The organism is Streptomyces pactum (assembly GCF_016031615.1).
Taxonomy (GTDB): domain Bacteria; phylum Actinomycetota; class Actinomycetes; order Streptomycetales; family Streptomycetaceae; genus Streptomyces; species Streptomyces pactus.
In genome coordinates this window covers 6315664-6342506 of sequence record NZ_JACYXC010000001.1, presented here as the reverse complement: position 1 = coordinate 6342506, position 26843 = coordinate 6315664, and the positions used below count along the sequence as shown (strand labels likewise).

Annotated in this window: 24 protein-coding genes; 8 read left to right on the top strand and 16 right to left on the bottom strand. The window is 75.7% G+C overall.

Going from position 1 to position 26843, the window contains the following annotated elements:
- Positions 1-129: 129 nt before the first annotated feature.
- Complete coding sequence (locus IHE55_RS25035; protein ID WP_197992240.1) at positions 130-1278, bottom strand: DUF2510 domain-containing protein; 1149 nt, start codon at positions 1276-1278, stop codon at positions 130-132.
- A 396-nt stretch (positions 1279-1674) separates the two neighbouring features.
- Here IHE55_RS25035 and IHE55_RS25030 point away from each other — a divergent pair, with 396 nt between their 5' ends.
- Positions 1675-2367, top strand: coding sequence for a gamma-glutamyl-gamma-aminobutyrate hydrolase family protein (locus tag IHE55_RS25030; RefSeq protein WP_197991090.1), 693 nt, complete (start codon positions 1675-1677; stop codon positions 2365-2367).
- A 612-nt stretch (positions 2368-2979) separates the two neighbouring features.
- On the opposite strand, the gene IHE55_RS25025 is transcribed toward IHE55_RS25030, so the two are convergent.
- The 7 genes from IHE55_RS25025 to IHE55_RS24995 all read right to left on the bottom strand — a co-directional run bounded on the left by IHE55_RS25025 (position 2980) and on the right by IHE55_RS24995 (position 10622).
- Positions 2980-3831 (bottom strand): chitosanase, encoded by an 852-nt coding sequence (locus tag IHE55_RS25025; protein WP_197991089.1) that lies wholly within the window; start codon positions 3829-3831, stop codon positions 2980-2982.
- A gap of 565 nt (positions 3832-4396) precedes the next feature.
- Entirely contained in the window at positions 4397-5581 is a 1185-nt protein-coding gene (locus tag IHE55_RS25020; RefSeq protein WP_232266804.1) for an MBL fold metallo-hydrolase, read from the bottom strand.
- Between the two features lie 433 nt (positions 5582-6014).
- A complete protein-coding gene (locus IHE55_RS25015; RefSeq protein WP_232265691.1) occupies positions 6015-7268 on the bottom strand; it encodes a DUF6745 domain-containing protein in 1254 nt (417 codons plus the stop codon).
- Positions 7269-7288: 20 nt separating this feature from the next.
- Positions 7289-7615 (bottom strand): DUF8820 family protein, encoded by a 327-nt coding sequence (locus IHE55_RS25010; protein WP_197991088.1) that lies wholly within the window; start codon positions 7613-7615, stop codon positions 7289-7291.
- 108 nt (positions 7616-7723) lie between these two features.
- Positions 7724-8680, bottom strand: a complete 957-nt coding sequence (locus IHE55_RS25005; RefSeq protein WP_197991087.1) for a glycosyltransferase family 2 protein — start codon at positions 8678-8680, stop codon at positions 7724-7726.
- Between the two features lie 284 nt (positions 8681-8964).
- Positions 8965-10053, bottom strand: coding sequence for a CU044_5270 family protein (locus IHE55_RS25000; protein WP_197991086.1), 1089 nt, complete (start codon positions 10051-10053; stop codon positions 8965-8967).
- Positions 10050-10622: an RNA polymerase sigma factor gene (locus IHE55_RS24995; protein WP_197991085.1), complete on the bottom strand. Its 573-nt coding sequence runs from the start codon at positions 10620-10622 to the stop codon at positions 10050-10052. The genes IHE55_RS25000 and IHE55_RS24995 overlap by 4 nt, the downstream gene beginning before the upstream one ends.
- Positions 10623-10921: 299 nt before the next feature.
- Between IHE55_RS24995 and IHE55_RS24990 the strand changes: the two genes are divergently transcribed.
- From IHE55_RS24990 to IHE55_RS24970, 5 genes are all read left to right on the top strand, one after another.
- A complete protein-coding gene (locus IHE55_RS24990; RefSeq protein WP_197991084.1) occupies positions 10922-11875 on the top strand; it encodes an STM4015 family protein in 954 nt (317 codons plus the stop codon).
- 321 nt (positions 11876-12196) lie between these two features.
- Positions 12197-13414, top strand: coding sequence for an STM4014 family protein (locus tag IHE55_RS24985; protein WP_307826815.1), 1218 nt, complete (start codon positions 12197-12199; stop codon positions 13412-13414).
- 118 nt (positions 13415-13532) lie between these two features.
- Positions 13533-14339 carry an STM4013/SEN3800 family hydrolase gene (locus IHE55_RS24980; RefSeq protein ID WP_197991083.1) on the top strand — a complete coding sequence of 269 codons (807 nt, stop codon included), beginning with the start codon at positions 13533-13535 and terminating at the stop codon, positions 14337-14339.
- Positions 14340-14344: 5 nt separating this feature from the next.
- A complete protein-coding gene (locus tag IHE55_RS24975) occupies positions 14345-15745 on the top strand; it encodes an STM4012 family radical SAM protein (RefSeq protein ID WP_197991082.1) in 1401 nt (466 codons plus the stop codon).
- An 11-nt stretch (positions 15746-15756) separates the two neighbouring features.
- A complete protein-coding gene (locus IHE55_RS24970) occupies positions 15757-16629 on the top strand; it encodes an STM4011 family radical SAM protein (RefSeq protein ID WP_197991081.1) in 873 nt (290 codons plus the stop codon).
- On the opposite strand, the gene IHE55_RS24965 is transcribed toward IHE55_RS24970, so the two are convergent.
- Genes IHE55_RS24965 through IHE55_RS24955 form a run of 3 tightly spaced genes read right to left on the bottom strand, consistent with a single transcriptional unit; the run spans position 16602 to position 18571 of the window.
- The gene (locus IHE55_RS24965; RefSeq protein WP_197991080.1) at positions 16602-17408 is read right to left on the bottom strand and encodes an SAM-dependent methyltransferase; all 807 of its coding nucleotides are present in this window, start codon (positions 17406-17408) and stop codon (positions 16602-16604) included. The genes IHE55_RS24970 and IHE55_RS24965 overlap by 28 nt on opposite strands.
- A 35-nt stretch (positions 17409-17443) precedes the next feature.
- Positions 17444-17701, bottom strand: coding sequence for a DUF397 domain-containing protein (locus IHE55_RS24960; RefSeq protein ID WP_197991079.1), 258 nt, complete (start codon positions 17699-17701; stop codon positions 17444-17446).
- 3 nt (positions 17702-17704) lie between these two features.
- Entirely contained in the window at positions 17705-18571 is an 867-nt protein-coding gene (locus tag IHE55_RS24955; RefSeq protein ID WP_197991078.1) for a Sco1979 family transcriptional regulator, read from the bottom strand.
- Positions 18572-18795: 224 nt separating this feature from the next.
- Here IHE55_RS24955 and IHE55_RS24950 point away from each other — a divergent pair, with 224 nt between their 5' ends.
- Complete coding sequence (locus IHE55_RS24950) at positions 18796-19146, top strand: ATP-binding protein (protein WP_232265690.1); 351 nt, start codon at positions 18796-18798, stop codon at positions 19144-19146.
- Positions 19147-19419: 273 nt separating this feature from the next.
- Here the strand turns inward: IHE55_RS24950 and IHE55_RS24945 are convergent, their stop codons facing one another.
- Positions 19420-20271: an SGNH/GDSL hydrolase family protein gene (locus IHE55_RS24945; protein ID WP_372442723.1), complete on the bottom strand. Its 852-nt coding sequence runs from the start codon at positions 20269-20271 to the stop codon at positions 19420-19422.
- Between the two features lie 255 nt (positions 20272-20526).
- On the opposite strand from IHE55_RS24945, the gene IHE55_RS24940 reads away from it, so the two are divergent.
- Positions 20527-21336, top strand: coding sequence for a tyrosine-protein phosphatase (locus IHE55_RS24940; protein WP_197991076.1), 810 nt, complete (start codon positions 20527-20529; stop codon positions 21334-21336).
- A gap of 213 nt (positions 21337-21549) precedes the next feature.
- Here the strand turns inward: IHE55_RS24940 and IHE55_RS24935 are convergent, their stop codons facing one another.
- The 4 genes from IHE55_RS24935 to shc form a co-directional block, all read right to left on the bottom strand.
- On the bottom strand, positions 21550-22917 hold the full coding sequence (locus IHE55_RS24935; protein WP_232266797.1) for an aspartate aminotransferase family protein: 1368 nt from the start codon (positions 22915-22917) through the stop codon (positions 21550-21552).
- Between the two features lie 203 nt (positions 22918-23120).
- On the bottom strand, positions 23121-24146 hold the full coding sequence (gene hpnH, locus IHE55_RS24930) for an adenosyl-hopene transferase HpnH (RefSeq protein ID WP_197991074.1): 1026 nt from the start codon (positions 24144-24146) through the stop codon (positions 23121-23123).
- A complete protein-coding gene (locus tag IHE55_RS24925) occupies positions 24147-24824 on the bottom strand; it encodes a phosphorylase family protein (protein ID WP_197991073.1) in 678 nt (225 codons plus the stop codon). It abuts the gene before it with no gap.
- On the bottom strand, positions 24824-26809 hold the full coding sequence (gene shc / locus IHE55_RS24920) for a squalene--hopene cyclase (protein WP_197991072.1): 1986 nt from the start codon (positions 26807-26809) through the stop codon (positions 24824-24826). The genes IHE55_RS24925 and shc overlap by 1 nt, the downstream gene beginning before the upstream one ends.
- Positions 26810-26843 lie beyond the last annotated feature (34 nt).

Here is a 26843-nt window from a genome sequence, read left to right as displayed (position 1 = left end):
GTCGTCCGGCCGTCACGTGCGCCCGGCCGCCCGGGCGTGCCGTGCTCGCACCGGCCCGTGGTGGACGGTGCCGACGGCCGGGCGGCGGCCGGCGGAGCCGGGCCCCGGACCGGCGGCGGCGCGGGGGGCTCAGACGTCCTCGTTGTCTCCGGGGTCGCTGACGGGCTTGATCTCGCGGACGATCCTGTCCATGTCGGCGAGGGTCGGCGCCTCGTCGCTCACGTCGAAACCGAACCGCACCACCACCGTCGCGCCGGGGACGGTCGGCGAGGGGAAGGCGACCGACTGGACGTAACCGTCGTCGCCCTTCTTGGTCTCCACCTTCCAGCGGACCAGGTAGCCCTTGGTCCCGGCGACGGTCACCGCCTCGGCCTTGAGCTGCTTGTGCGAGGTGATTCCGCCGTAACTCTTCTTCTTGCTGACCGGATCGGTCCCGTAGGAGCTCTCCGCGTTCTGGGCGATGTCCTCCTTGGCGACGCCCTCCGCCGTCCGGGCCTTGTAGCCGGAGGCCGGGAAGGAGAACACGCCGCCGCGCACGCAGTTGCTCTCCGGTGCCGCCGGGCAGGGGTAGCCGTCCAGGGTCGTGACGCCGGCGCCGGCGCTGGGGTCGGTGGCGGCGTCCCGCCAGCCCTCCAGGACCGGCAGGCTGATGCCGCTGGCGAGGTCCTCGGCGGCCTCGGGGTCGTTGGTCCGCGGGTTGTCCGACGGTCCGGTGGAGGGTTTCTCGGTCGGGGTCGGGGAGTCGTGGCCACCGGGCGCGGTGGCCGAGGGGCCCGCCTTGGGGCCGCTCTTCCCGTCGTCCTCGTCGTCGTTGAGCAGCACGACGCCCCCGACGATCGCGCCGACGACGACCACCGTGGCGACCGCCACCGCCGCGATCTTCGCTCCGCGTCCGCGGGGCGCGCCGCCCGGCGCCGGCGGCTGCCCGTACCCGGGCGCCTGCCCCGCCGGCGGGTACCCGGGTATCTGGCCCGCCCCGTATCCGGGTGCCTGGCCGCCCGGCGCGTACCCGGGCGTCTGCCCCGGCGCGTACCCGGGCGCCTGGCCGGCCCCGTACCCCTGTCCCGTCGGGTGACCCGGCAGCTGGCCGGGGGCCTGCCCGGGGTGCTGGGCCGCCGCGTCCACCGGCCCGGGGACGGACGGCTCGGTGGGCGCACCGTACGCGCCCGGCGCGTCGCGGCGGTGGTCGGTCCAGCCGGCCCCGTCCCACCAGCGTTCCTGGGCGGGGCCGTGGCCCTGGTGGGCGGGGTCGGGGTACCAGCCGGGCGGCGTCGTCATGCTCACGAAAAACAGCCTAGAGCCGGCGGCCGACTCCGTACACACCTGTCCAGGTACCGCCCGCGACCGGACGGGTCCACCCCCGGACCGGACGGGACCGTCTGTGCGCGGTACGGCCGCTCCGGCCCCCGCTGCCGGCCGCCCGTGCCGGACCGTTCGAGCCGCACCGTTCGAGCGCGGGCGGGCCCCTCCCGGGCCGGCGGTGTGCGATCGTCCGTGCCGGTCCCGGCCGCGCCCGGTGGACCGGACGGGCGCCTGCCGTCAGGCTCAGGTGAACGAGGGCGGGCCCGCCCCGTCCCCGTACCCGCTCCTCGGTGGCCGCCGCACCGGCCGGGAGGCTCGCCGGCGCGGGAGCCGCGGCGGCCCCGATGGCGACCGAGCAGCCGGGAGGAACCGATGTCCGCACGTCCGCCGTTGATCGGGATCAGCACCTACCAGGAACCGTCCGTCCGGTGGGGCGTGTGGGACCTGCCCGCGGCGCTGCTGCCCGTCGGCTACCACCGGATGGTCCAGCGTGCGGGCGGCCTGGCGGCGCTGCTGCCGCCCGGCGTCCCCGGCACCGCCGCTGATGTGGTGTCCCGGCTGGACGGGCTGGTGATCGCGGGCGGGCCGGACGTGGAGCCGGCGCGCTACGGGGCCGCCGCCGACCCCCGTACCGGGCCGCCCGCGCGGGAGCGGGACGCCTGGGAACTCGCCCTGATCGACGCCGCGTTCGCCGCCGGCCTGCCGCTGCTGGGCGTCTGCCGGGGCATGCAGCTGCTCAACGTGGCGCGGGGCGGCACCCTCGTCCAGCACCTGGCGGGGCACTGCGGTCCGCCCGGTGCGTTCGGCCGGCACGCCGTCGAGGCGGTGCCGGGCACGCTGCTGGCGCGGCTGCTGCCGGAACCGGTGACCGTGCCGACCTACCACCACCAGGCCCTCGACCGCCTCGGAGCCGGTCTGGTGCCCGCCGCCCACGCGGCGGACGGCACGGTGGAGGCGGTGGAACTGCCGGAGGCGGCGGCCCTCACGCTGGGCGTCCAGTGGCACCCGGAGGCCGGGGACGACATCCGCCTCGTCACGGCCCTGGTGGCGGCGGCCCGGGGGTGAGAGGCGCGGCCTCCGGGGGCGGGCGCCGCGGCGCGGTCGGGGCCCCGGCACCGTGGCCCCGGGTCCGCGAACGCGCCGGGGCCGCACGGCCGCAGGGCCGCACGAACGCGCCGGGGCCGCACGGCCGCACGGCCGCACCGGGCAGGTTCCTCCGGCCCCGGGGCCGTACCACCCCCGCGCCGGCCGCGTCGAGCGCCCGGAGAAGCGGCCGGTCCCGCCCGGGACCGGACACCGGTGACCGGACACCGGTGACCGGAGACCGGAGACCGGTGAGCCGGGACGGGACAGCAGCGACCGGCAGGCGCTCCGGCGGGTCGGCGCGGACGGCGCCACCACCTTCGTCGCGGCGTCAGGTCTGCCGCGCACCACGCCGCCCCGCGGGGGCCGCGCCGGCAGCTGTGGCCGGGCCGCGGGCTACCTGCTCCCCGGCGGTTCCGGCACCGACCGGCGGCCCTCCCCGAGGCCGGCCCGCCGGCGGCGCTCCGCGACACCATGCCCGCGGGACCGCGACGCCCGCCCCACACCGCCGGGCGGTCCGCCGCGGTACCGGCCCGGTGCCAGGCGGTCCGGACGCGGTCCGGTACCGGGCCGGACGCGGGCGGGGGAAGCGGGTCAGGAGAGGATTTCGTACGGGTCGCCGTAGACCTTCCAGCGCAGCGGCGGTTCCAGCCCGAGGTTTCCCTCGTTGAGGAACTTCCGCTGGGCGGTGTCCACCCGGCTGGTGTCGCTGTGCGCCTCCTCGCTCTGCATCGCCTTCTTGCGGGCGTCGAGGAAGGCGTGCAGGTACGTCTTCTCGTCGCCGCCCTGCGCCGGGGTCCGGGCCTTGGACATCGCGGTCGCGCGGATGCCGCCGAAGCTGTACCTGCTGCTGCCCGGGCCGTGCATCACGATCGCGTCGTAGTAGATGAACTGGCCGAGCGCGCCGAGTCCGTCCTTCCGGGCCCGTTCGACCGCCGGGCCGAAGTAGACCCGGTCGCGCTCGTGTTCCTGGGCGTCCTGGAACGCCTTGTCCCGGGCGGCCTTCCGCCAGTCGCGTTCGAAGGCCGCGCCCAGGCCCTCGTGCGAGTCGGTGCCGTTGACCTTGCGGAGCGCGGGCAGGTACGTGGCGAGGACGTTGCCGGGCTTGCGTTCGGTGTAGTGCTCCACCAGCTCCAGCATGTCCCCGGTCCCGGAGCAGAAGCCGATGATGCCGGCCGTGTAGCCGCGTCCGTCGTCGATGTCCTCGATGTAGCCGAACTGGGCCCGCCAGTCGAGCGAGGAGTTCTCCGCGCTGGACACCAGCCGCATGGCGATGTCCTTCTTGTGCGGGTCGTCCAGGTCACCGGCCGTCATCTGCCGGACCAGGCCGGGACGGGCGTCCGGCTGGGCCGCCTGGCCGGCGCCGGAGGTGAGGAGTGCGGCCGGGACGGTGAGCGCCAGGACGGCGAGGGCGGTGGAGGTCGTACGGCGGGAGGGCGTCTGCATGGGTCTCCGCTCCTGTGGGGATCCGGGGTACCGGAAGGAAGCTGTACGGACCGTGCTCGCCGCCAGGGATACCGTCCGGCCCGCACCGGTCACAAGAGCGCCCGCGCGCCGCACCGCCGGACGCGGCCGGGCGAGGTGGCCGGAAACGGCTCACGACGCTGAGGTTCCCGTCCGTCCGCAAGCCGGGAAGCCGGCCGGGACGGGCGGCCCGATGTGCGGCACCGCGGCACGACGCCCGCCCGGACGCGCACCGGCCCGGGCCCCGCGGGCCGGTACGGGCCCCGCGGGCCGGTACGGGCCCCGCGGGCCGGTACGGGCTCCACGGGCCGGTACGGGGCCCGGCCCGTGGGACCCGAACCCGCCCGGCTGTCGGTCCGGGTACGGGTCGACGAGTCCGGGTCCGGCCACCTCGCCCGGCCGCGGGGCCGGGTACGGGCGCGGGGCCGGGTACGGGTGCGGGGGCGGGTACGGGCGCGGGGCCACGGGGGGCCGGCATCCCGGTGCCCGGCCGGGCTTCCGGCCCCGGGCCCGGTGCCCTGGGCCGGCCGGACGCCCGGGGACGGGACTACAGCTGGGCCTCCGCCCGGTGTTTGCGGGGCACGGCGACGGCGCTGTCCCGCACCCCTGTGGTCAGCCGGGACTCCGGCCCGCCGCCCTCGGGGCGCACCGCGACTGCCCGCCACCAGGGCTCCAGCACCGGACCGGCCGCCGGTTCGAACGGCTGGCCGGGACGGGGCAGGGACACCGTCGCCCCGGCGGCCTCGGCGGCTACCACCGAGCCCTCGGCCGGCTCCTCCCACGGGTGGGGCGCCAGGTTGAACGTGCCCCAGTGGATCGGCAGCATGATGCCGGTGGGCGTGCCGCCCTGGAGGTCGGTGTGCGCCCGTACGCCCTCCTCGGGCCGCATGTGGATGTCCGGCCACAGCTCGCTGTAAGCACCGATCTGGATCATGGTGGCGTCGAACGGGCCGTGGGCGGCGCCGATGTCGGCGAAGCCGGGGAAGTACCCGGTGTCGCCGCTGTGGAAGACGCGGTGCTCGGGCCCGGCGACCACCCAGGACGCCCACAGGGTGTGCTGGGTGTTGCGCAGCGCCCGCCCGCAGAAGTGCCGGGCCGGGGTGGCGGTCAGGGTGAGGCCCGCCACCGTGGTGGACTCCTCCCAGTCCAGCTCGGTCACCCGCTCCGCGGGAACCCCCCAGTGCTCCAGATGGGCGCCGACGCCGAGCGGCACCACGAAGGTGGTGCCGGTGCCGGCCAGCGAGCGGACCGTGGGCATGTCCAGGTGGTCGTAGTGGTCGTGGGAGATCACCACGGCGTCCACCGGCCCCAGCTCCGCGAGCGGCACCGGGACCGGGTGCAGCCGGCGCGGACCGGCGAAGGAGAACGGCGAACACCGCTCGCCCCAGACCGGGTCGAACAGCACCCGGCGGCCGTCGATCTCCGTCAGCACGCTGGAGTGTCCCATCCAGGTCAGCCGGAGCCCCGAGGCGGGCGGCGCCGCCAGGTCGGCGAGGGTGGTGGGGTGGACCGGCACGGTGCCCGCCGGTGCCCGGCGGATCCGGTCCGCCTTGCGGAAGTAGGTCGGCAGGAATTTGAGCATGGAGCCCGACGGGGTGATCCGGGCGGCCACCGGATTGACGAAAACGCCGTCGGCGAAGTTCGGCGACCGCCGGATGCGCGCCATCCGCTCGCCGGTCGGGTCCGCTCCGAAGGCGGCCGGGCGCGGCAGACCGGCCCGCGTACGGGACAGCCGGCGGCGGGTCTGCGGCTCCGACGGGTGAGAACCGGTCACGGCACCTCCAGAGGGCGGTAGCAGGTCATCTCATTATCCGCTGAATTCCCCGCGCGCGGCGGGTGATCTTGTGACTCCGGGGCGGCCGCCCGGCACGGCCGCCCCGGCACGACCGTGTGGCGTGCGCCCGGTGGTACCGGCACGGCCGGCGGCGGGTGGCACCGGACACGGCACGTGCGGCGCCGGGCACCGGCGACTACGCCCCGGCGGCACACTCGTGTGCCCGGGCGGCCGGCGCTGCCCCGGAGGGTGCCCTCCGCCGCGGGCCTGGGCGGCCGGCGGGCGGCCGGTGGAGCCGGTCCGGGCCCGCGGACCCGGACCGCCGGCGGTGCGGCTCCGGTCTCCCGCCGCCGGTGGTGCGGCTCAGGTCTCCCGCCGCCGGTGGTGCGGCTCAGGTCTCCCGCCGCGGGTGGTACTCCTCGGCGTCCAGGCCGAAGGTCCAAGCCACCCCCTCGCGGGCGGTGCGGGTGCGCGGCGGTACCCGCAGCCAGTAGGTGCGCCGGGTGCCGTCCGGCTCGGGGGTGGAGTTGACCACCTCCACCATCACCACCGGCTCGTCGTCGGGGAGTTCTATCCGCCACAGCACCCCGGTCTCGTCCCGGTGCAGCGGCCGCGCCCCGGACTCGGCGAGGTAGCGGTCGTACCCGTAGTGCTCCAGCATCACCCGGCGCAGCTCGGCGTTGTCCTCGGCGCGGATGCGTTCGGCGGACAGGTCGGCCAGCCGGGCCGGGAACTCGGCGGGCACCGGCATCCCCCGCCAGGCGTACAGCGCGAAGCCGTCCGGGTAGGCGAGGGCGGGGCCGTCACCGCGGTCGAGCCGGCCGGCCTCGTCCCGGTGGAGTTCCGCCGGGCGCTCGGAGAGGATCACCACCTTCTCGTACGGCCACCACCATCCGGCGGCGCGGGCCACCCCGGCCAGGCCGTCCAGCGCCCCGGGGTCCGGGGTGCCGCCGGTGGCCGGGGCGCCGTCGTCCGCCGCGCCGGGCGCCGCCGGGGCGGGCGGGCCGGCCACCGATGCCAGCCAGGGCGCGTCGTGCTGGCCGAGCACCGCGTGGAGCATGGCCAGCCGGACCGTCCGCTCGTCCTCGGGGGTGCGGGCCAGCTCCTCCACCACCGCGGTGCGCACCCGGTCGGCGAGCGCCCGGGTCAGGTCCCACAGCGGCGCCGCGGTCAGTGCCCACCGTTCGGCCCAGCCCGCCGGGCCCAGCGCGGCGAGCAGCCGCTGCCGCTCGGCCGCCCAGGGGCGGGTGCGGATCTCGTCCCGCACCGGCCGGCCCGCGCCTTCCCGGCCGGGGACGGCCCCGGCGGCCCGCAGCGCGGCGGCGGCACGTGCGGTGACCTGCTCGGGCAGCCGGTCACCCACCCCGGTCAGCAGCAGCGCGGCGGCGGTGCCCTCCAACGGGGACCCGGTCCACACCACCCGCTCGGGGGCGGCGAGACCGGCGCGCCGGTAGGCGAGCCGGACCGCCGCCTCGGCGGCCGTCCGGTCCGCCGGGCCGGTCGCCGAGGCCACCGCCCGCCAGGTGGCCGGCTCCCCTCCGGCCGCGCCGCTCCCCGGGTCCGGGCGCCCGTCCGCCGCCGGGGCCGTGCCGGCGCCCCGCTCCACCGTGCCCGTGCCCGGGCCGCCGCTCACCGTTGTCGTCATGTCCTCGTCCCCCGTCCGTGTCAGTCCGCCACGACGCGCACGGCGCCCGGCGTGTACTCCCGCTGCCGCACCACCCGGTACCAGCCCTTGGGCAGCGGTATCGCGGCGTGCTCCTCGTGCACCACCCGTCCACCGTCAGGCAGGTGGAGGTAGGACGCCCCGAACGGTCCGGGCTCCCGGACCAGCAGGCCCGGGCCCACCACCGCGTGGGCGTGGCCGGTGACCTCGCCGAGCGCCAGCACCAGCCGTCCACGGGAGTCCCTGGGCTGCCGCGGCAGCGCGGCCGTGCCGGCCGGAAGTGACTCCTCCGGGACCGGGACGATCAGCACGTCCCCCTGTCGGTACACCTTTCCGCCCCCTTGTGCGCGTGCCGAGTTGCGGACGACCGCGGTGCGGTGTCCGTCGATGGTGGTGACGCTACGCGCGGGGTACGACAACGCGGGACGGACGCCGGCTCAGCGGCGCGCGCGGCGGGCCCGGCGCAGCGTGCCGGCCCGCTCGGGGTCCATCTCGGACAGGGTCCGGTCCAGCACGTCCTGCGGCATCCTGCGCAGCGCCTCACCGGCCGCCGCCCGCAACTCCCGGGCCACCGGCGCCTCGTAGCGGCGCTGGTTGGCCAGGTGGAAGGCGATCATCGCGCAGTAGGTGCGGACCGCCTTGGGCAGGAAGCGGTCCGCCTCGGGGTCCGCCGCGACCTCCGCGAGCAGCCGGTCGTGGGCGGGGATGAAGTCCAGCTGCCGGGCGTCGGCGATCTGGGTGAGGGAGGTCGCCACGCCGCGCCGGTAGAACACCCCCAGCAGTCCCGCGACCGCACAGGACCTCGCCGTCAGGTGCAGCCGCCAGGTCCACAGCCGGTCCTCGGCCGTCCGCAGGTCCTCGGCGAACCGCATCGCCCCGTCGTCGAAGAGGTGCCGGCGGTAGACCCCCGCCCACACGAACGGGTAGTCCACCGCGGTGGTCGCCGCGGCCGGCCCGATCAGGTCGCGCGGGTCCAGCCGGCTGCCGCGCCGTCCGGGGGCCCGGCGGATCTCCCGCTTCTTCCCGGTGCTGCGTACGTGGTCGGTGCGGAGGAAGTCGCAGTCGTACTCCTCGGCGGCGCGCAGGAGGGCGTCGAGGTGGCCGGGACCGTACCAGTCGTCTCCGTCGAGGAAGGTGAGGTAGCGGCCGCGGGCCGCGTCGATGCCGCTGTTGCGGGCCGCGGCGATCCCCCGGTTGGTCTCGTGCCGGACCAGGACGGCCTGCGGGAGCCGCGGCAGCCACCGGTCGACGATCTCCGCGGTGGCGTCCGTGGAGCAGTCGTCCACGAGGACGAACTCGGTCGTCGGGGCCGCGTTGCGGGCGAGGCTGCGCAGGGTGTCCTCGGCGTACGCCTGCACGTTGTGGAACGGTATGATGACAGAGAGTGACGGCATGGGGTTCCTTGAGGGGAGGGTGGGGTGGTACGGGGCTTCCCGCCGCGGGCCGCCGCGGGTGCCCCGGCGGACGGTGGGAGCGCGCTCCGGGGTGGTGGCGGCCGGCGGCGGGCCCGGTCACCCCGGTGGAGGGGCGTTCCGGCCGCGTCCGCGACGGGCACCGCCGCCGCGGGTCGGCGCGGGCCGGACCGCTTCCGGCCGGACCGCTACCGCCGTGCGGCACCGCGGGCGGGGGCGCGGCCGGCGCGGTCGCTACCGGCGCGGTCGCTACCGGCGTACGGGGTTCACGGGCGTGCGGTGGCGCTCCGGCCGCTCCGCGAGGCCTCGGTCCCGGGGGTTCCGGTTCCGGGTGTTCCGGTCCTGGGCCCCCCGGGCGGGCGTGACGGTCCTTCGGAGCCGGCCGGGATCCGCCGGGCCGGCTCCGCCGCGAGGTAGGTGGTGCGGGCGGCGACCTCGTCGTCGCGCCGGGTCGGGTCGACGTGGTCCGAGGCGAGCACCCGTGAGGTTCCCGGGTCGATCACCATGCGGTAGGCCTTCCGCCGTTCGTAGTCGAGTTCCACCGCGGTGCCGACCCGTCCGGCGCCGTCCTCCACGTCACCGGCGACCCGGACGCCGGGGATGTCGGCGAGCACCCGGAAGAGCGCGGCGCGCAGCTGCGGACCCGCGGGCGAGCGGGCGAGCAGTCCATCGACGGCGCGGAAGAGCAGGGCCTGCTCCCGGGGGGTGCGGGCCGGCCCGGCCAGCCGCATCCACAGCTCCTTCGGCCGGGTGGGCAGCCGGTCCAGGTCACCCCAGCCGACCTCCCGGCCGGGGAGGCCCCAGGTGAACGCCTCGTCGGCGACGGCGCCGGTGGGGTGGCTGACCTCCCCGTCGCGGGCCCGCGCCACCACACCGGCGCGGCTGAGCCACACCGTCTCCTCCACCGTCCGGCCGCCGCGCGTGTCGACGGACCGCACCTTCCAGACCGGGGTACCGGCCGGCAGGGCGGGCTGCCCGGCGGCGACGTCGGCCATCCGGCCCAGGAAGGCGGCCGCGTCGGCCGGCTGACCGGTCGTCACCCCGGCCGGGGGCGGGCCGCCGGGCACCATCACCGCGCCGACGGCCACGGCCGCCACCGCGGCGACCGCCGCGGCCGCGATCCGGAGCCGGGCCGGGCGGCGGCGCGCGGCCGGCGGGCCGGCGGGGGCGAGCACCACCACGCCGTCGGCCGCCGGGCCGGGCGCCCCGGTGCGCTCCGCCGCGGCGGCGGCCCGGACCGCGCGGAGCGCCGCGTCCACGGTGGCGGCGCTCGGCGGGGGGACCCGCCCCGCGGCGCGCAGCCGGCCGGCCCCGGGGATGTCGGCGCCGCCGGGTTCCGGCGAGTCGTGGTTCACGTCCAGTCTCCTGCCATCCGAAGCGTGCGGGGTGGTCCGGGTGGTTCCGGCGCGAGCACGGCGCGCAGCCGGCCGCGGGCCCGGTGCAGCCGTGACCGGGCGGTGCCGGGCGGGATGCCGACCACGGCCGCCGCCTCGGCGGGGGTGAGGTCCTCCCACACCACCAGCAGCAGCAGTTCCCTCTCCACCTCGGGGAGCTGGGCGATCGTGCGGCGCATCAGCGGTGCCACCGCCGCCGCGTCCAGCCGCTGGTCCACCGCGTGCCACGGGTCGCTGCCGCGCTCCTCGCCGAGGGCGGCGAAGGGGTCCTTGGCGCGCTGCCGCCAGTGCGCGGCCAGGACGTTGCGGGCCACCCCGAACAGCCAGGTGCGCGCCGTGCCGCGGGCCGGGTCGAAGCCGGCCCGGCCCGCGTAGGAGCGCAGCCACACCTCGGCCAGCAGGTCGTCGGCCGCGTCCGGCGCGCGGCGCGCCAGGTATCCGTGGAGCGCCGCGGAGTGCCGTGTCACCAGCGGTTCGAACGCCTCCGCGTCCGTGACCGAACGGATGAGGAGGTCATCATCCGCTGCCATCGCATCCCCCTGTTCCGGGGCCGCGCCATCCGGCGGCCCCGTCCGGTACTTGTCGCCCGGCGTGGGGTGCGTTCCGGCGACGGGGGCGTGAGCTGCGACACAGTGGGTGGCCGTGGGGTGCGGCGCCGGACCCCTCGCCGCCTCCCGCGCCGCCCGGAGCGGCACGGAGAGGCCCGGAGAAACACGGAGCGGCCCGCCGGAGGTGCCGGATCCGGTGCTGTCGGCGGGCCCTGGTACAACTCCCTTCGTACACCAGCCCGTATCCGTGTCATCCGTATCCGTGTCAGGAGCGCCGTCCCATGTCCGCTGTCGAGCACCTTCAGGAACTGCACGGCCTCCCGGCCTTCGACTTCCCCTCCGGCGACCTGTCCGGGCTGCCCGCCCCGGAGTCCGTCGCCTGGCGGATCTCGGTGGACCCCTACGGGGACGACGACAGGCCCTTCGGCGAGGCGTGGGAGAGCTTCACCGGGGCGGTGGACCTCTCCCGGGTGCGGGCCCTGATCATCGGTCAGTGGGGCGAGGCGTACGACAACGACTCCAGGCTCGTGGTGGATCTGCTGGTGGCCGCCGCGGACCGGCTGACCGCGCTGGAGGCGGTGTTCCTCGCCGACATCACCCCCGAGGAGCAGGAGATCTCCTGGATCGAGCAGTCGGACGTGACCCCGGTGCTCGCCGCCTACCCCGGTCTGGTGGAGCTCGGCGTCCGCGGCGGCACCGGTCTGCGGTTCCCGGCGGTGCGGCACACACGGCTGCGGAAGCTGACCTTCGAGGCGGGCGGGCTGCCCGGCGAGGTGGTGCGGGGCGTGGGCGCCTGCGAGCTGCCCGCCCTGGAGTCGCTGGAGATGTGGCTGGGGGTGTCGGAGTACAGCGGTGACGCCACGGTGGCGGACCTGGCCCCGCTGCTCGCCTCCGGGCGCTTCCCGGCCCTGCGCCACCTGGGCCTGCGCAACAGCGAGATCCAGGACGAGATCGCCGCCGCGGTGGCCGGCGCGCCGGTGGTCGCGCAGCTGGAGTCGCTGGACCTGTCCATGGGCGTGCTCACCGACGCGGGGGCCGAGGCGCTGCTGGGCGGCCAGCCGCTCACCCATCTGCGCCGGCTCGACCTGCACCACAACTACTTCAGCGACGAGATGTCGGCCCGGCTGAGCGATGCCTTGGAGGGCGCCGGGGTGGAGCTGGACGTCTCCGAGCGGGGCGACGAGTGGCAGGACGGGGACGGCGACGTGCAGCGCTACACCGCGGTGGCGGAGTGATGCCCCGTCGTCCCGCGACGGCTCCGCGCCGCCCGCCCCTGCACTCCGCGACGGGCCCGTGCCGGCCGCCCCTGCGCCCCGCGACGGGCCGTGCCGGCCGCCCCTGCGCCCCCGCGGCGGGCCCGTGCCGGCCGCCCCGCCGTCCCGCGGCGGGCCCGTGCCGCCCGCCCCGCCGTCCCGCGGCGGCCGGGAGCCACCGGCTCCGCCGGCCGCCGGCCGGTGCCGGTGGCCCCGCGGCGCGCCGTCCGGGTCCGGTGGCCGGCGCGACCGGGGGCGAGGGGCGCCGTGCCGCGGCCCGTGGATAGCGGCACGGCCGCCGCGGTGGACGCGTCCACGGCGCGGGCGACCGGGACCGGCGGCGCGCCGGGCGGTCCGCGCTTCGCCGTGGTGGGTGTCCCGGAGAACCGCCGGGTGACCCTGTTCGCCGCCGCGGTGCGCGCCGCCGGGCTGCCCGCGCCGCGGGTGCTGCCGTGGCGGGAGGTACTGGACGCCGGGGTGTGGTTCCGCCCCGGTGAGACCGTACGGATCGACTCCCCCGGCGAGGACCCGGCGGTGGACCGGCGGTTGCGCGGAGTCGCCGACCCCACCCGGGTGGAGGGCACCGGGCTCTGGTACGCCCGCTTCACCGGGGCGTTGCGCGGGATCGCCGACGCCGCGCGGGCGTCCGGGGCCCGGCTGCTGGACGACCCGGCCGAGCTGGCGGTGCTGTTCGACAAGCGGCTGTGCCACCGGGTGCTGGACGAGGCGGGGATCGCGGTGCCGCCCTCCCCCACCTCGGGGGCGGGTGCGGCGCCGGTGCGCGGCTGGCCGGACGTCCGGGCGCTGCTGGGCACCGCCGGGCTGCGCCGCGCCTTCGTGAAGCTCGCGCACGGCTCCTCGGCGTCCGGGGTGCTGGCCGTGGAGCGGGCCGGACCCGGCCGGGTACGGGCCGCCACCTCGGTGGAACGGGGTGCGGACGGCGCGCTGTTCAACTCGCTGCGGGTGCGCCGCTACACCTCCGAGCGGGAGATCGGCGCCATCATCGACACCCTGGCGCCGGACGGGCTGCACGTGGAGCGGTGGCTGCCCAAGGCGTCGCTGGGCGGCCGGGCGGCCGATCTGCGGGTCGTGGTGGTGGGCGGCCGGGCCACCCACGCCCTGGTGCGCACCAGCCGCTCCCCGATGACCAATCTGCACCTGGGCGGGGCGCGCGGCGACCTGTCCGCGGCCCGGGCCGCGACGGCGGCCGCGGGGGTGCCGTTCGATGCGGTGCTGGAGCTCGCCGAACGGGCCGCGGGCTGCTTCCCCGGCACCCTGTGCGTGGGGGTGGACCTGCTGCCCGGCACCGGCTGGCGGCGGTTCGCCGTCGGCGAGGTCAACGCCTTCGGCGACCTGCTGCCGGGGCTGCCCGGCCTGCCCGGGGGCGGCGCCGCGGGCCTGGACACCTACGGCGCGCAGGTCGCCGCCGTACACCGCGACACCTGGCACGACACACGCGGTCCGGGAGAGGGCTCCCCCGGCCGCGGACACGAGGAGCACCACCGAGATGCCACTGCCTGACCCCGTCCCGCAGCCGTCCGCACCCCCGGTTCCCCCGGGCCCGGCGGCCGTACCCGGTCCGCCCGGCGGCCCGCCGGACGTTTCGCCGGGGGCGCCGGAGGCGCTGGAGCTGCCGGACATGAACCAGGTCGTGGGCAGCCACGACCTGCTGCTGGTCACCCTGGACACCCTCCGCCACGACGTGGCGGCCGAGCTGGCCGCGGCCGGCCGGATCCCGAACCTCGCCCGGCACCTGCCCGGTGGCCGGTGGGCCGAGTACCACGCGCCGGGCAGCTTCACCTACGCCTCGCACCAGGCGATGTTCGCCGGCTTCCTGCCCACCCCGGCCGCCCCGGGGCCGCACCGGCGGCTGTTCGCGGCCCGGTTCGCCGGGAGCGAGACCACCGCCGAGGGCACCTACGTCTTCGACACCCCGGACCTGGTGTCGGGGCTGGCCGTGGCCGGCTACCACACGGTGTGCATCGGCGGGGTGGGGTTCTTCAACAAGCAGGGCCCGCTGGGCTCGGTGCTGCCGGGGCTGTTCGCGGAGAGCCACTGGGAGCCGGAGTTCGGGGTCGCCTCCCCCACCTCCTTCGAGGCCCAGGTGGCCCGCGCCGAGGAGGTGGTGGACCGGCTGCCGCCGGAGCGCCGGCTGTTCCTCTTCGTCAACGTGTCGGCGCTGCACCAGCCGAACTGGTTCCACCTGCCGGGCGCCACCCGGGAGGCGGGCGACTCCCGCGCCACCCACGCCGCGGCCCTGGAGTACGTGGACCGGCACATCGGGCGGCTGTTCGCGGCGGCCCGCGGCCGGGGCCGGCCCTGTTTCGCGATCGTCTGTTCCGACCACGGCACGGCCTACGGCGAGGACGGCCACACCGGCCACCGCATCGGCCACCCGGTGGTCTGGACCGTGCCGTACACCCACTTCTTCCTGAAGGCCCGTTGATCCCGATGCCTGCCACCCCCGCCCGCGCCCACCACGCCACCCCCGCGGACCACGCCGACGGCGCCGGCACGGCCGCCGCGCCCCGGCCTTACCAGAGTTATGTGTACGCCTACCCGCACAAGACGGCCTACCGCCGGCTCCCGGAGCGCCCGGCGCTGGCCGACCTGTGGGCCGGGGAGCCGACCGACGCCCTCTCGCTCTACTTCCACATCCCGTTCTGCGAGGTGCGGTGCGGGTTCTGCAACCTGTTCACCCGGATCGGCGCCCCGGACGGGCTGACCACCGCCTACCTCGACGCCCTTGAGCGCCAGGCGGACGCGGTGCGCCCGGCGCTCGGCGAACGGCCGCGGTTCGCCGCCGCGGCGTTCGGCGGCGGCACCCCGACGTTCCTGACCGCGGCCGAGCTGAGCCGGCTGTGCGACATCGCCGAGCGGCGGCTGGGCGCCGACCTGCGGGCGGTGCCGCTGTCGGTGGAGGCGTCACCGGCCACCGCCACCGCCGATCGGCTGGCGGTGCTGGCCGAGCGCGGCGCCACCCGGCTGAGCCTGGGCGTGCAGAGCTTCGTGGACGCCGAGGCGCGGGCCGCGGTGCGCCCGCAGCGCCGCGCGGACGTCGAGGCGGCGCTGGGCCGGGTCCGGGACGCGGGCGTACCGGTGCTCAACATCGACCTGATCTACGGCATCGACGGCCAGACCCCGGATAGCTGGCGGCGTTCGCTGGACGCGGCGCTCGCCTGGCGGCCCGAGGAGCTGTACCTGTACCCGCTGTACGTGCGCCCGCTGACCGGGCTGGGGCGGCGGGGCGCGGCCGCGGACCGGGCGTGGGACGAACAGCGGCTGACGCTGTACCGGCTGGGCCGCGACCGGCTGCTGGCGGCGGGCTACCGGCAGGTGTCGATGCGGATGTTCCGGCGGGCGGACGCCCCGGCGGTCGCCGCGTCGGGCGGGGCGGACCACGCCTGCCAGACCGACGGGATGGTCGGGCTGGGCTGCGGGGCCCGCTCGTACACCTCGGCGCTGCACTACTCCTTCGACTACGCGGTGGACATGGGCGAGATCCGCAGGATCGTGGACGACTACGTGTCCCGGCCCGCGGCGGACTTCGCCCGCGCCGAGTACGGGCGGTGGATGGACGCCGGGGAGGCCCGGCGGCGCCATCTGCTCCAGACGCTGCTCCAGGCCGAGGGGCTGGCCGTGGCGGAGTACCGGGCCCGGTTCGGGACCGGGCCGGAGGAGGACTTCCCCGCCGAGCTGGCGCGGTTCGCGGTGCTGGGGTGGCTGGACGGGGAGGCCGCGCCGGAGCGGCTGTGGCTGTCCGCGGAGGGGCTGGCCCACTCCGACGCGCTGGGGCCGGCGCTGTTCTCGCCCCGGGTGCGCGCCGACATGGCCGCCTACGAGCTGCGGTGAGGGCGCCGGGGATGGACCTGACGATCCTGTACCGGGGGCCGCTGGCCTCCTGCGACTACGACTGCCCGTACTGCCCGTTCGCCAAGCGCCGCGAGGTCCCCGCGCAGCTGCGCGGGGACCTCGCGGCGCTGGAGCGGTTCGCCGGCTGGGCCGCGGCGCAGACCGGTGACCGGCTGTCGCTGCTGTTCACCCCGTGGGGCGAGGGGCTGGTCCGCTCCTGGTACCGGCGCGCCCTGGTGGAGCTGTCCCATCTGCCGCACCTGCGCCGGGTGGCGATCCAGACGAACCTCAGCTGCCGCACCGACTGGGTGGCGGCGGCGGACCTGGACACCCTGGCGCTGTGGTGCACCTACCACCCGGGGCAGACGCCCTACGACCGGTTCCTGGACAAGTGCCGCGACCTGGCGGCCATGGGGGCCCGGTTCAGCGTGGGCGTGGTGGGCCTGCCGGACCACCTGGAGCAGGCCCGGCGGCTCCGCGCCGAGCTGCCGGAGCAGGTGTACCTGTGGGTCAACGCCGCCGAGGGGCGTACCTACGACGACGCGGAGGCGGCGGTGTGGACGGAGCTGGACCCGCTGTTCGGCTACAGCCGCCACCCGCACCGAAGCGCCGGTCTCCCCTGCCGGACCGGCGCTTCGGTGGTCTCGGTGGACGGCTCCGGTACGGTCCGCCGCTGCCACTTCGTCCGCGAGGAACTGGGCAACCTCTACGACGGTTCGTACCGCGCCGCGCTGCGGCCCCGCCCCTGCCCGCTGGCGGTGTGCGACTGCCACATCGGGTACGTCCACCTGGAGTCGCTGCCGCTGTACGACGTGTTCGCCGGCGGTGTGCTGGAGCGGATACCGGGCGCTCCGGTTCAGTCCTTGCGGGCCACCCCTCCGTAGAAGCCGATCCGGCGCAGTTCCCCGGGGGTGGGCGGGTCCCCGTCCGGCCGCCACCGGGGCAGCTGCACCACGCCGGGTTCGAGCAGGTCGAAGCCGTCGAAGAGCCGCACCACCTCGGCGTGGGTACGGGGGTTCATGGTCGCCGTGGAGCTGCGGTACGCCTGCATGGTCTCGGTGTGGTCGCCGGGGTGGAAGTCGGCGGTGGCGTGCGAGAGCACCAGGTGGCTGCCGGCGGGCAGCGCGTCGCGCAGGGTGGCCACGATGGCGTACGGGTCCTCCTCGTCGGTGACGAAGTGGAGCACCGCGACGAGCAGCACGGCCACCGGCCGGCCGAGGTCGATCCGGTCGCGGATCGCGGGTAACTCCAGCAGGGCCGCGGGGTCGCGGACGTCCCCCAGGGCGAAACCGGTGCCGGGCGCGCCGGTGAGCCGGGCGCCGGCGTGGACGGCGACGATCGGGTCGTTGTCCACGTAGGCGACCCGGACCGTGGGGTCCTCGGCGAGCGCCACCTCGTGGGTGTTGGGCGAGGTGGGGATGCCGGTGCCGATGTCGAGGATCTGCCGGACCCCGGAGCGGACCACGTGGCGGACCGCCCGGTGGAGGAAGGCGCGGTTCTCCCGTGCGGTGGGGAGGATGTCGGGCAGCTCGCCGAGCACCCGCTGGGCGGCCTCCCGGTCCACCTGGTAGTTGTCCCGGCCGCCGAGGAAGTAGTCGTACATCCGGGCCGGATGGGGTCTGCTGGTGTCCAGCTGTTCAACGGAGAAGCTCTGGTCGGTCACACCGGTCTCCTCGTCTGGTCGTCGTCGGCGGGCCGTCAGGTGAGCAGGAAGTCCGCTTCGCCGGCCTTGGCTCCCTGGATGAAGCTCCGCATCTCGTGGCGGGTGTAGATCAGGGCGGGGCCGTCGGGGTCGGTGGACTGGCGCAGCGCCACCCGGCCGTCCCCCAGCTTCATCGCTTCGACGCAGCTTCCGCCGTTGCCGCCGCTCCACGGCTTGTGCCAGCCCTCGGTGCCGAGGTCGGAGGCCGGCATGCCGTTGTAGACGCGCATGCGGTCCCCGGGTATGCGATCCATGGTTCAGATCTCCTTGCGAACGCCACCCAGCACGCTCTGGGTGGTCTGTGCGGGCGCGGCCTGCGCGCACATCCGGTCCAGGGCCTCCAGGAACACGGACACCTCGTCGCGCTGGTCGATGTAGACCGCGCCCACGAGGCTCTCGCTGTACGCGATGTCCGGGAGCTCCGGGATCGGGAACCGGAAGATATGGAAGGGGCCGTACATGGCCGGGTGGGGTCCGGCGGCGAACGGCATGATCTGCAGCTGGACGTTGGGCGCGGCGGTGGCCTCGATGAGCCGGTCGATCTGCTCGCGCATGATCTCCGGTCCGCCGATCGGCCGGCGCAGCACCGTCTCGTCCATCACCACCCACAGCAGCGGCGCGTCGGGCCGGGTGAGCAGCGCCTGCCGCTCCCTGCGCAGGGCGACCAGCCGGTCGATCTCCTCGTCCGAGGCGTGCGGCATCCCGGCCCGCAGCACGGCGCGGGCGTAACCCTCGGTCTGCAGCAGGCCGGGCACGTAGTGCGGCTCGTAGGCGCGGATGGTGCTGGCGGCGCCCTCCAGGCTGACGAAGGCGCTGAACCAGTCGGGGAGCACGTCGCGGAACCCGTGCCACCAGCCGCGCTGGTTGGACTCCCGGGCCAGGGAGAGGAATCCCTCGACCTCCTCGGGATCGGTGACCCCGTAGGTGGTGAGCAGTTTCTCGACGTACGGGATCTTCAGGCCGACCTCGGCCTTCTCCATGCGCCGGATGGTGGCGTGGGTGACGTCGAGAGCGGCGCCGGCCTCTTCGAAGGACAGGCCGGCCTTCTCCCTCAGATCCTGTAGCCGCTTGCCGAGTACGACCCGTAGAACGGTCGGGGCGCCGCTCAGTCGTACGTCCGCCACCACCGCTCCTCTCCTCCGGCCGTCCGATGCCAGAAGTCTGACACGCTTTCAACTCTTCGAACAGTCTGTGCAGTGCGAATCTGTAAATTACAGATTGCTCCTTGCCATGAGTGAGCGGCACAGCGCATAGTGGCGAGGTGGCTCCTTCCTTCGAGGCTCTCCGGTTAGGGCACAGGGGCGGTCCCCTCGCCCACTGTCTTCAGGACGCTTTTCATCTCCCGGCGTTGAGCACCTCGGTCGGGGAGGCCCGGCGCCGGGTGCTGACGCGCCTGCGGGAGTGGGGCGTGGACCAGGAGACGCGCGAGAACGCCGAGCTGGTCGTCTCGGAGCTGTTCACCAACGCGGTTCGCCACACCACCAGTGAACAGGTCCGCTGCGAGGTGCGGCTGACCGGGTCCCGGTTGCGCCTGGAGGTGGCCGACCAGGGCTGCGCCCGCACCGTCCCGCGGGCCCGGCGCCCGGGGGCGGACCAGGAGGGCGGACGCGGACTGATGCTGGTGGAGGCGCTCGCCACCGCCTGGGGCGTCCAGCCGCACGACGGGGACCCGGGCCGCACCGTGTGGGCCCTGCTGTAACCCCTGCGCCTGCCCTCACCCCTGCCCCTGCTGCCACACCTTCACCGCGCACCGCGGCCCCGTCACCGCGCACCCCGTCAGCCCCGTCGTCCCGGCCGGCCCGGAGACGGCGCGACGCCCCGCCGCTCGCGGTACGGCGGGCGACCCGGTGACGGGCACCGGACGGGGCGGGAACGGGAGCAGGGCGCACACGGGACGGGCCCGGACCGTGAGGGGTCCGGGCCCGTCCCGTGCGGCAATCAGCCCTCGGTCACCGCACCGTCGCGGCCGGCGTTACGGCAGCGGCAGCAGGTCGGGGCGCTTGGGCTCCACGTGGTCCCCGGAGGACTCCCCGCGCAGCCGCCGGCCGATCCACGGCACCAGGTGCTCGCGTGCCCAGTGCAGATTGTCCCGGCGTACCTCGGCGGCGGACCGGACGCCCTCCGGGGGCCACGGCTGGTCCGGGTCGGCGGGCACCCCCAGACCGAGCACCTGGGCGGCGCGCAGCGCGACCCGGGTGTGCCCGTCGGCGGACAGGTGGAGCCGGTCCGGGCTCCAGGCGCGCCGGTCCTGCACCGAGCGGAGCGACCACAGGTCGAGCACCGGGCAGCCGTGCCGGTCGGCGATGGCCCGTACGTGGGCGGTGTACGTGGCGATCTTGCCGCGCAGGTGGCGCAGCACCGGCACCCCGCGGGTGTCGAAGCCGGTGCACACCAGCACGGTGCCCACCGCGTCGGTGAGGTCGGCGACCGCCGCCTCGTAGCGTTCGGCGATGGCGTCCGGGTCGCTGCCCGGCCGCAGGATGTCGTTGCCGCCCGCGCAGAAGCTCACCAGGTCGGGGGCGAGTTGCCGGGCGCGCGGCACCTGCTCCGCGACGATCTGGTCGAGGAGCCGTCCGCGCACGGCGAGGTTGGCGTAACGGAAGGGGGCGACCTGGCCGGGCGCCGGGCCGCCGGAGCCGGGGGTCCGCGGGGCCGTCGGGTCGGGGCTCCGGTGCCGGTCCGCCAGGAGGACGGCGAGCCGGTCGGCCCAGCCGACGAACCGGCCGTCGGGCCCTGGATCGCCGACACCCTCGGTGAAGCTGTCCCCGACGGCTGCGTACGACCCGATCATCATTGCGCTGCTGGGTTTCGAATCGTCTGCCACGTCGGGACATCATCCTCTTGAATAAGTGACCTACGCCACCGTAACCGGTGGTTGACGAGGGGTGATCTATCCCACCTGCCGGATTTCGCCGAACCGGAATACGACCGGGGCCCGGTGACCGTCCGCTCCTGCCGACCAGGTGGTGTCCGCCACCCTGACCTGCGGCGCCCCGTGTCGTATGGTCGTCGAACAGCCGTGCCTGTCGTCGGCGGCAGCCAGGCGAGGGACCCCGACGAGCCAACCCGAGGAGCACCCGTGACGCAGCAGATACCGCAGGTCCCGTCGGCCGAGCCCGTGCTGACCGGGGTCCGGAACTTCCGGGACGTGGGCGGCCTGCCCACCGTGGACGGCCGCCGGGTGCGGCCGGGCGTGCTGTTCCGCAGCGGTCATCTGGCCCACGCCACGGCGGAGGACGCGGCGTTCCTCGGCGGCCTGGGGCTGCACACCGTCTTCGACTTCCGCAACGCGGCCGACATCGCGCTGGAGGGGCCGGACGTGACGCTGGCCGGGGTGCGCAACCTCAACCTCCCGCTGAGCGACCCGGCGGACGGTGCGGGCTTCTGGACCATGGTGCGGGAGGGCGACCTGGCCACGCTGCGGGAGCTGCTGGCGGAGGGCAGGGCCGCGGGGCGGATGGTCGCCTCGTACCGGCAGATCATCCGGACCCGGACCGCCGAGCACGCCCGGCTGCTCACCGAGATCGCCGACGACAGCCACCCGGCGCTGCTGCACTGCTCGGCCGGGAAGGACCGGGCCGGGCTGTCGGTCGTGGTCATCCTGCTCGCCCTGGGGGTGGAGCCGGCGGCGATCGAGGCGGACTACCTGGAATCGGCCGCCGCGCACCGCCGCTACCGCGTCTGGCGCTCCTCCACCGCCCCCGACGCGCTGTCGCCCGAGGTCATGGAGCTGCTCGGTCCGCTCTTCGACGCCCGGAAGGAGTACCTGGCCTCGGCGTACGCGGAGATCGAGGAGTTCTGGGGCGGCACCGAGAACTACCTTGCCCGCGGCCTGGGACTGGACGCGGCGAAGCGGGAACGGCTGCGGCAGCGGCTGCTCACCGACTGACCCGGGCGCCGCCCCGGGGCAGCGGCGGCCGGCGGGCCCGCGGACGTCCGGCCCCCCGGCGGCCGACAAACCTGGCGGACGACCGGACCCCCGCGACCGGCGGACACCGCGGGCGACCGGGCGCCGGCGGACACCGGGAGCGGGCGGGCGCCGGCCCGGCGGCCGGGTCCGGTGACGGCCCAGCCCGGCGGTGGCCGCCCGGGACCGCGGCGGTCAGCGGTTCGCCACCGCCTGCTTCATCAGCGTGCGGCCGAACTCCCACATCAGCCCGCCGCCGGCGTGCGCGTCGTCCATCACCGAGGTGAACGCGGTCACGAACCGGTCCACCTCGCGCTCCCCGATGATCAGGGGCGGGATCAGCTTGATGACCTCCATGTGGTCCCCGGAGACCTGGGTGAGGATGCGGTGGCGCCGCAGCAGCGGCACCACCACCATCTGCGCGAACAGCCCCTTGCGGGCCGCCTGGAGCATCGCCCAGCGGCTGCGCAGTTTCAGCGAGGCCGGGCGGCCGAACTCGATGCCGATCATCAGTCCGCGGCCCCGCACCTCGTGCAGCAGCTCGTAACGGCCCACCAGGGCGGCGAGCCGGGAGCGCAACAGCTCCCCGGTGAGCCGGGCGTTGGCGACGATCTGCTCGTCCTCCATCACCGCCAGCACCGCCAGGCCCGCCGCCATGGCCTGGGCGCCGCCGCCGAAGCTGGTGGAGTGCACCAGCACCCGGTCCATGGAGGAGTACACCTTCTTGAAGATCCAGTCCTTGCCCAGCGTGGCGCCCACCGGGACGTAGCCGCCGGAGAGGGACTTGGCCAGGCAGACCAGGTCCGGCTCGACGCCGTCCTCGTGCTGGTAGGCGAAGAAGGCGCCGGTACGGCCCATGCCGGTCTGCACCTCGTCGGCGATGAGCAGCGCCTTGTGCCGGTGGAGCAGCTCCTGCGCGGCGTACAGGAAGCCCGGCGGCGGGGTGTGCACGCCCTTGCCCTGGACCGGCTCCACCACGAACGCCGCCACGTCCCCGCGCCGCAGCTCGCGTTCGAGCGCGTCCAGGTCGCCCAGCTCGATCGCGGTGTCGGGGAGCAGCGGGCCGAAGCCGTCGCGGAAGCCGGCCTCGCCGTTGACCGACAGCGAGCCGGTGGTCAGGCCGTGGAAGGCGTGCGCGCAGTACAGCACCCGCGGCCGGCCGGTGGCGCGGCGGGCGAACTTCAGCGCGGTCTCCACCGCCTCGGAGCCGCTGTTGCCGAAGAAGACCCGGTCCAGGTGGGGCGCGTGGCGCAGCAGCCGCTCGGCCAGCAGGCCGGGCAGCGGCGGGCAGTCGAAGCGGGTCAGGTCGGCCGTCGAGGCGTCCAGGACGTCGTGCAGCGCCTGACGGACCACCGGGTGGTGACGGCCCAGGCCCATCACGCCGAACCCGGCGAGCATGTCGAGGTAGTCGTGGCCCTCGGCGTCCCAGAAGTAGGCGCCCTCGGCCCGCTCGTACACCTTGTCGAAGCCGAGGGTGCGCAGCATGCGGGGCAACTGGTGGTTGAGGTACCGGCTGTGCAGCTCGTACCGCTCCGCCCCGCGTTCGGCGAGCAGCGCCCGCAGGTCGAACCCGGCGGCCGGTCCCCGCGTACCCGGCCCCGGCGAGCGTTCCCGGTGACCCCGGCGGTCCCATCGGCCCCGGCCGGCGGCGGCCCGGGCCACGCCCGAACCGTCCCCGGCGGGCAATGACCGGGGGCGGCCGGCCGGCTCCGCCGCGGCGCCGCCGCGGTGACCCGGCCCACGTCGTGGGTCCGTCGTTATCCGGTTCAGCCCCGGTTGCCGCCGATGGTCTCGCGGGCGGCGCGCAGCGACTCCTTGAGCGACCCCATGGTGGCGAGCACCGCGGTGGGCTCGTACCCGCAGTGGGCCATGCAGTTGTCGCAGCGGGCGTCCTTCCCGCGCCCGTACGCGTCCCAGTCGGTCTCCTCCACCAGCCGGCGGTAGGTGGGCACGTATCCGTCGGCCATCAGGTAGCAGGGGCGCTGCCAGCCGAAGACGGAGTAGTTGGGGATGCCCCAGGCGGTGCACGGGAAGTCGGTGCGGCCCTCCAGAAAGTCCAGGAAGAGCGGGCTGTGGTTGAGCCGCCAGCGCCGCCGGTTGCCGCCCGCGAACGCCTTGCGGAACAGCTCGCGGGTCTGCTCGACGCCGAGGAAGTGGTGCTGGACGGGCGCCTTCTCGTAGGCGTAGGCGGGCGAGATCATCATCTCGTCCACCTTCAGCTCGTCGTTGAGGAAGTTGAGCACCTCGACCACCGTCTGCGGGGTGTCGGTGTTGAAGAAGGTGGAGTTGGTGGTGACCCGGAAGCCGCGCCGCTTGGCCTCCTTGATGGCGGCCACCGCCTCGTCGAAGACGCCCTCCTTGGCGACCGACTCGTCGTGCCGTTCCCGCAGCCCGTCGATGTGGACGGCGAACGCGAAGTACGGGGAGGGGGTGAACAGGTCCATCTTCTTGCGCAGCAGCACCGCGTTGGTGCACAGGAAGACGTAGCGCCGCCGTTCCACCAGCTGGCGTACGATCTCGTCGATCTGCGGGTGCATCAGCGGTTCGCCACCGGCGATGGAGACCATGGGGGCGCCGCACTCCAGCACCGCGCCGACCGCCTGGGCCACCGGCATGCGCTGCTTGAGCACGCCCGCCGGGTGCTGGATCTTCCCGCAGCCCTCGCACTTGAGGTTGCAGGCGTAGAGCGGTTCCAGTTCCACGATCAGCGGGAACTTGTCGCGCCGGCGGATCACCTTCTGGTCGAAGAGATACGTCGCGACCCGGATGGACTGACGGAGCGGCATGGCCATCTAGCTCACCTCCTGGGGAGCGGCTTCGGAGCGGTGCCATTCGTAAAAGGCCGGGAGCACTGCGCGCAGGACACGGAAAGCCGATATTCCACCGCGCACGGTGCCGATGCGCAGGAGCTCGTGTTCCGGGGCGTCCACGACCACCCGGACGGCGGCAACCGGGCGGGGGCCGGCGCGCACCGCGGCCCGCAGGGTGGCGGCGGACTCCATGTCCACCGCGATCGCGCCGGTGGCCCGCAGCGCGGCGCGCTCGGCACCGCGCACCACGTGGTCGGAGCCGGCCACCGGACCGGTGTGCACGGTGCGCCGCGGGTGGCCGCGGACCAGTTCGGCGAGGGCGGCGGTGAGCACGTCGCCGCCGGTGCACCGGGTACGGCCGTCCGGGCCCCGGGTCTCGTCGGCGACCACCAGGTCGCCGGGGTGCATGCCGCGGGCCAGCCCGGCGCAGAAACCGGTGGCGATGACCGCGGTGGCCGCCGCGGCCCCACCGGTGTCCAGGGCCCGGGTCACCGCCCGGTCGGCGGCCCGCGGCCCCATGCCGGTGCGCACCACGGTGACCGGGACCGGAGCCGGGGCCGCAGCCCGCCCGCCGCCGCGCAGCGCGAGCCGTTCGATGCCGAGCGCGCAGGCGATCAGCAGCGGTGCGGCGGTGCCCTGCCCGGCCGGGCCGGCGGGCATCAGGCGCTCCGCGGCCGGGGACGGTGCGGCTCCCCGTGCAGGTAGCGGCCGAGCGCGGTGACCGGGAACACCTGACGGTAGAGGTGGTAGTTGATGGAGAAGTCCCAGGGGAAGCCGGTGCCGGTGAAGTACGGCTCGTCCCAGGTGCCGTCCGGGGTCTGGGTGGCGGTCAGCCAGGCGATGCCGCGCTCCACGGCCCGGCCGTCCCGCTCACCGGCGGCGAGCAGGGCGAGCAGCGCCCAGGCGGTCTGCGAGGCGGTGGAGGCTCCGCGGCCGCGCCAGTTCGCCGGGTCGGGGTAGGAGCGCTGGTCCTCGCCCCAGCCGCCGTCGTCGTTCTGCACCCGCTCCAGCCAGCCGACGGCACGCCGGACGGCCGGGTGGGAGGCGGGCAGTCCGGCGGCGATGAGGGCGGGGACGACCGAGCCGGTGCCGTAGACGTAGTTGGTGCCCCAGCGCCCGAACCACGAACCGTCGCTCTCCTGTTCGGCCAGCAGCCAGGCGATGCCGCGCCGGGTGCGCGGGTCGTCGGCCAGGCCCTCCCAGGCGAGCATCTCCACCACGTGCGCGGTGACGTCCGCCGAGGGCGGGTCGATCACCTCGCCGAAGTCGCAGAACGGCAGCCGGTTGGGGAACGGGCTGGTGTTGTCCACGTCGAACGCGCCCCAGGCGCCGTCGCGGGACTGCATGCCCAGGTTCCAGCGGGTGGCGCGCGCCACCGCGGTGTCCACCCGGGCGGGGTCGGGGTGGTCGATGCGGCGCAGCGCCAGCACCACCTCGGCGGTGTCGTCGATGTCGGGGTAGTTGTCGTTGTGGAACTCGAACGCCCAGCCGCCGGGCGGCAGGCCGGGGCGGCGCACCGTCCAGTCCCCGGGCCGGGTGATCTGCTCGTCCAGCATCCAGTCGGCGGCCTTCACCAGGGCCGGGTGGTCCGCGGGCAGCCCGGCGTCGGCGAGCGCGATGGCGGCCAGGCAGGTGTCCCACACCGGGGACTGGCACGCCTCCACCATGCGGACCTCGGCGGTGCGGCCCGGGGTGCCGGCGCCGTCGGCGGGCCCGCCGTCCGCCGGTTCCTCGCGCCACACCGCGAAGCGGTCCAGCGACTCCAGTCCGGCGCGCAGCACCGGGTGGTCCAGGTCGTAGCCCATCAGGTGGAGGGCGATGACGGAGTACACGGCCGGCGGCTGGATGCCGCCCCAGCAGCCGTCGTTCTCCTGCCGTTCGATGATCCAGCGGGTGGCGGAGCGGAGCGCGGCCCGGCGCAGCGGGCGGAGCGGGACCTTGTGGTAGGCGTGCAGCAGCCGGTCCAGGCGCTGGAAGACCCCGTCCCAGCCGGTGCCCGGGGCCGGCGCGGGGCCGGCGGCCGCGTGCAGTTCGTCGAGCGCGAAGGGCGCCGGGCGGACCGGCCGCAGGGCGGAGACGATGGTCAGCGGCACGATGGTCTGCCGGGCCCAGCAGCCGAAGTCGTAGATGTTGAGCGGCACCCAGGTGGGCAGGAAGATCATCTCGGGGGGCAGTTCCGGCAGGTCCTCCCAGCGCCACCAGCCGAAGAGCGCGAGCCAGATCCGGGTGAAGACGCGGGACCGGGCGATCCCCCCGCGCTCCCGGACCCAGGCGGAGGCGGCGGCCATGTGCGGGGCACCGGCCGGGTCGCCGGCCAGCCGCAGGGCGACGTACGCCTCGATGGTGGCGGACAGGTCACCGGGGCCGCCGTGGAAGGTGGGCCAGGCACCGTCGTCGCGCTGCCGGGAGCGGATGTGGCGGGCGGCGGCGGCCAGGACGCGGGTGTCCGGGATGCCGAGGAACTGGCGGAGCATCAGGTCCTCGGCGTCCATGGTGACGTTGGTCTCCAGGTCGCCCTTCCACCATCCGGCGGGGTCCTGCCTGGCCAGCAGGTGGGCCACGGCGCGGTCCGCGGCGGCCCGGGCCGCGGTGCGTACCGCGGGTTCGGACGGTGTCTCGGAGGGTTCGACGGTGGTCGCTGTCATGGCTTCCCCTTGCAGTTGGATCTCTGCCGTGATG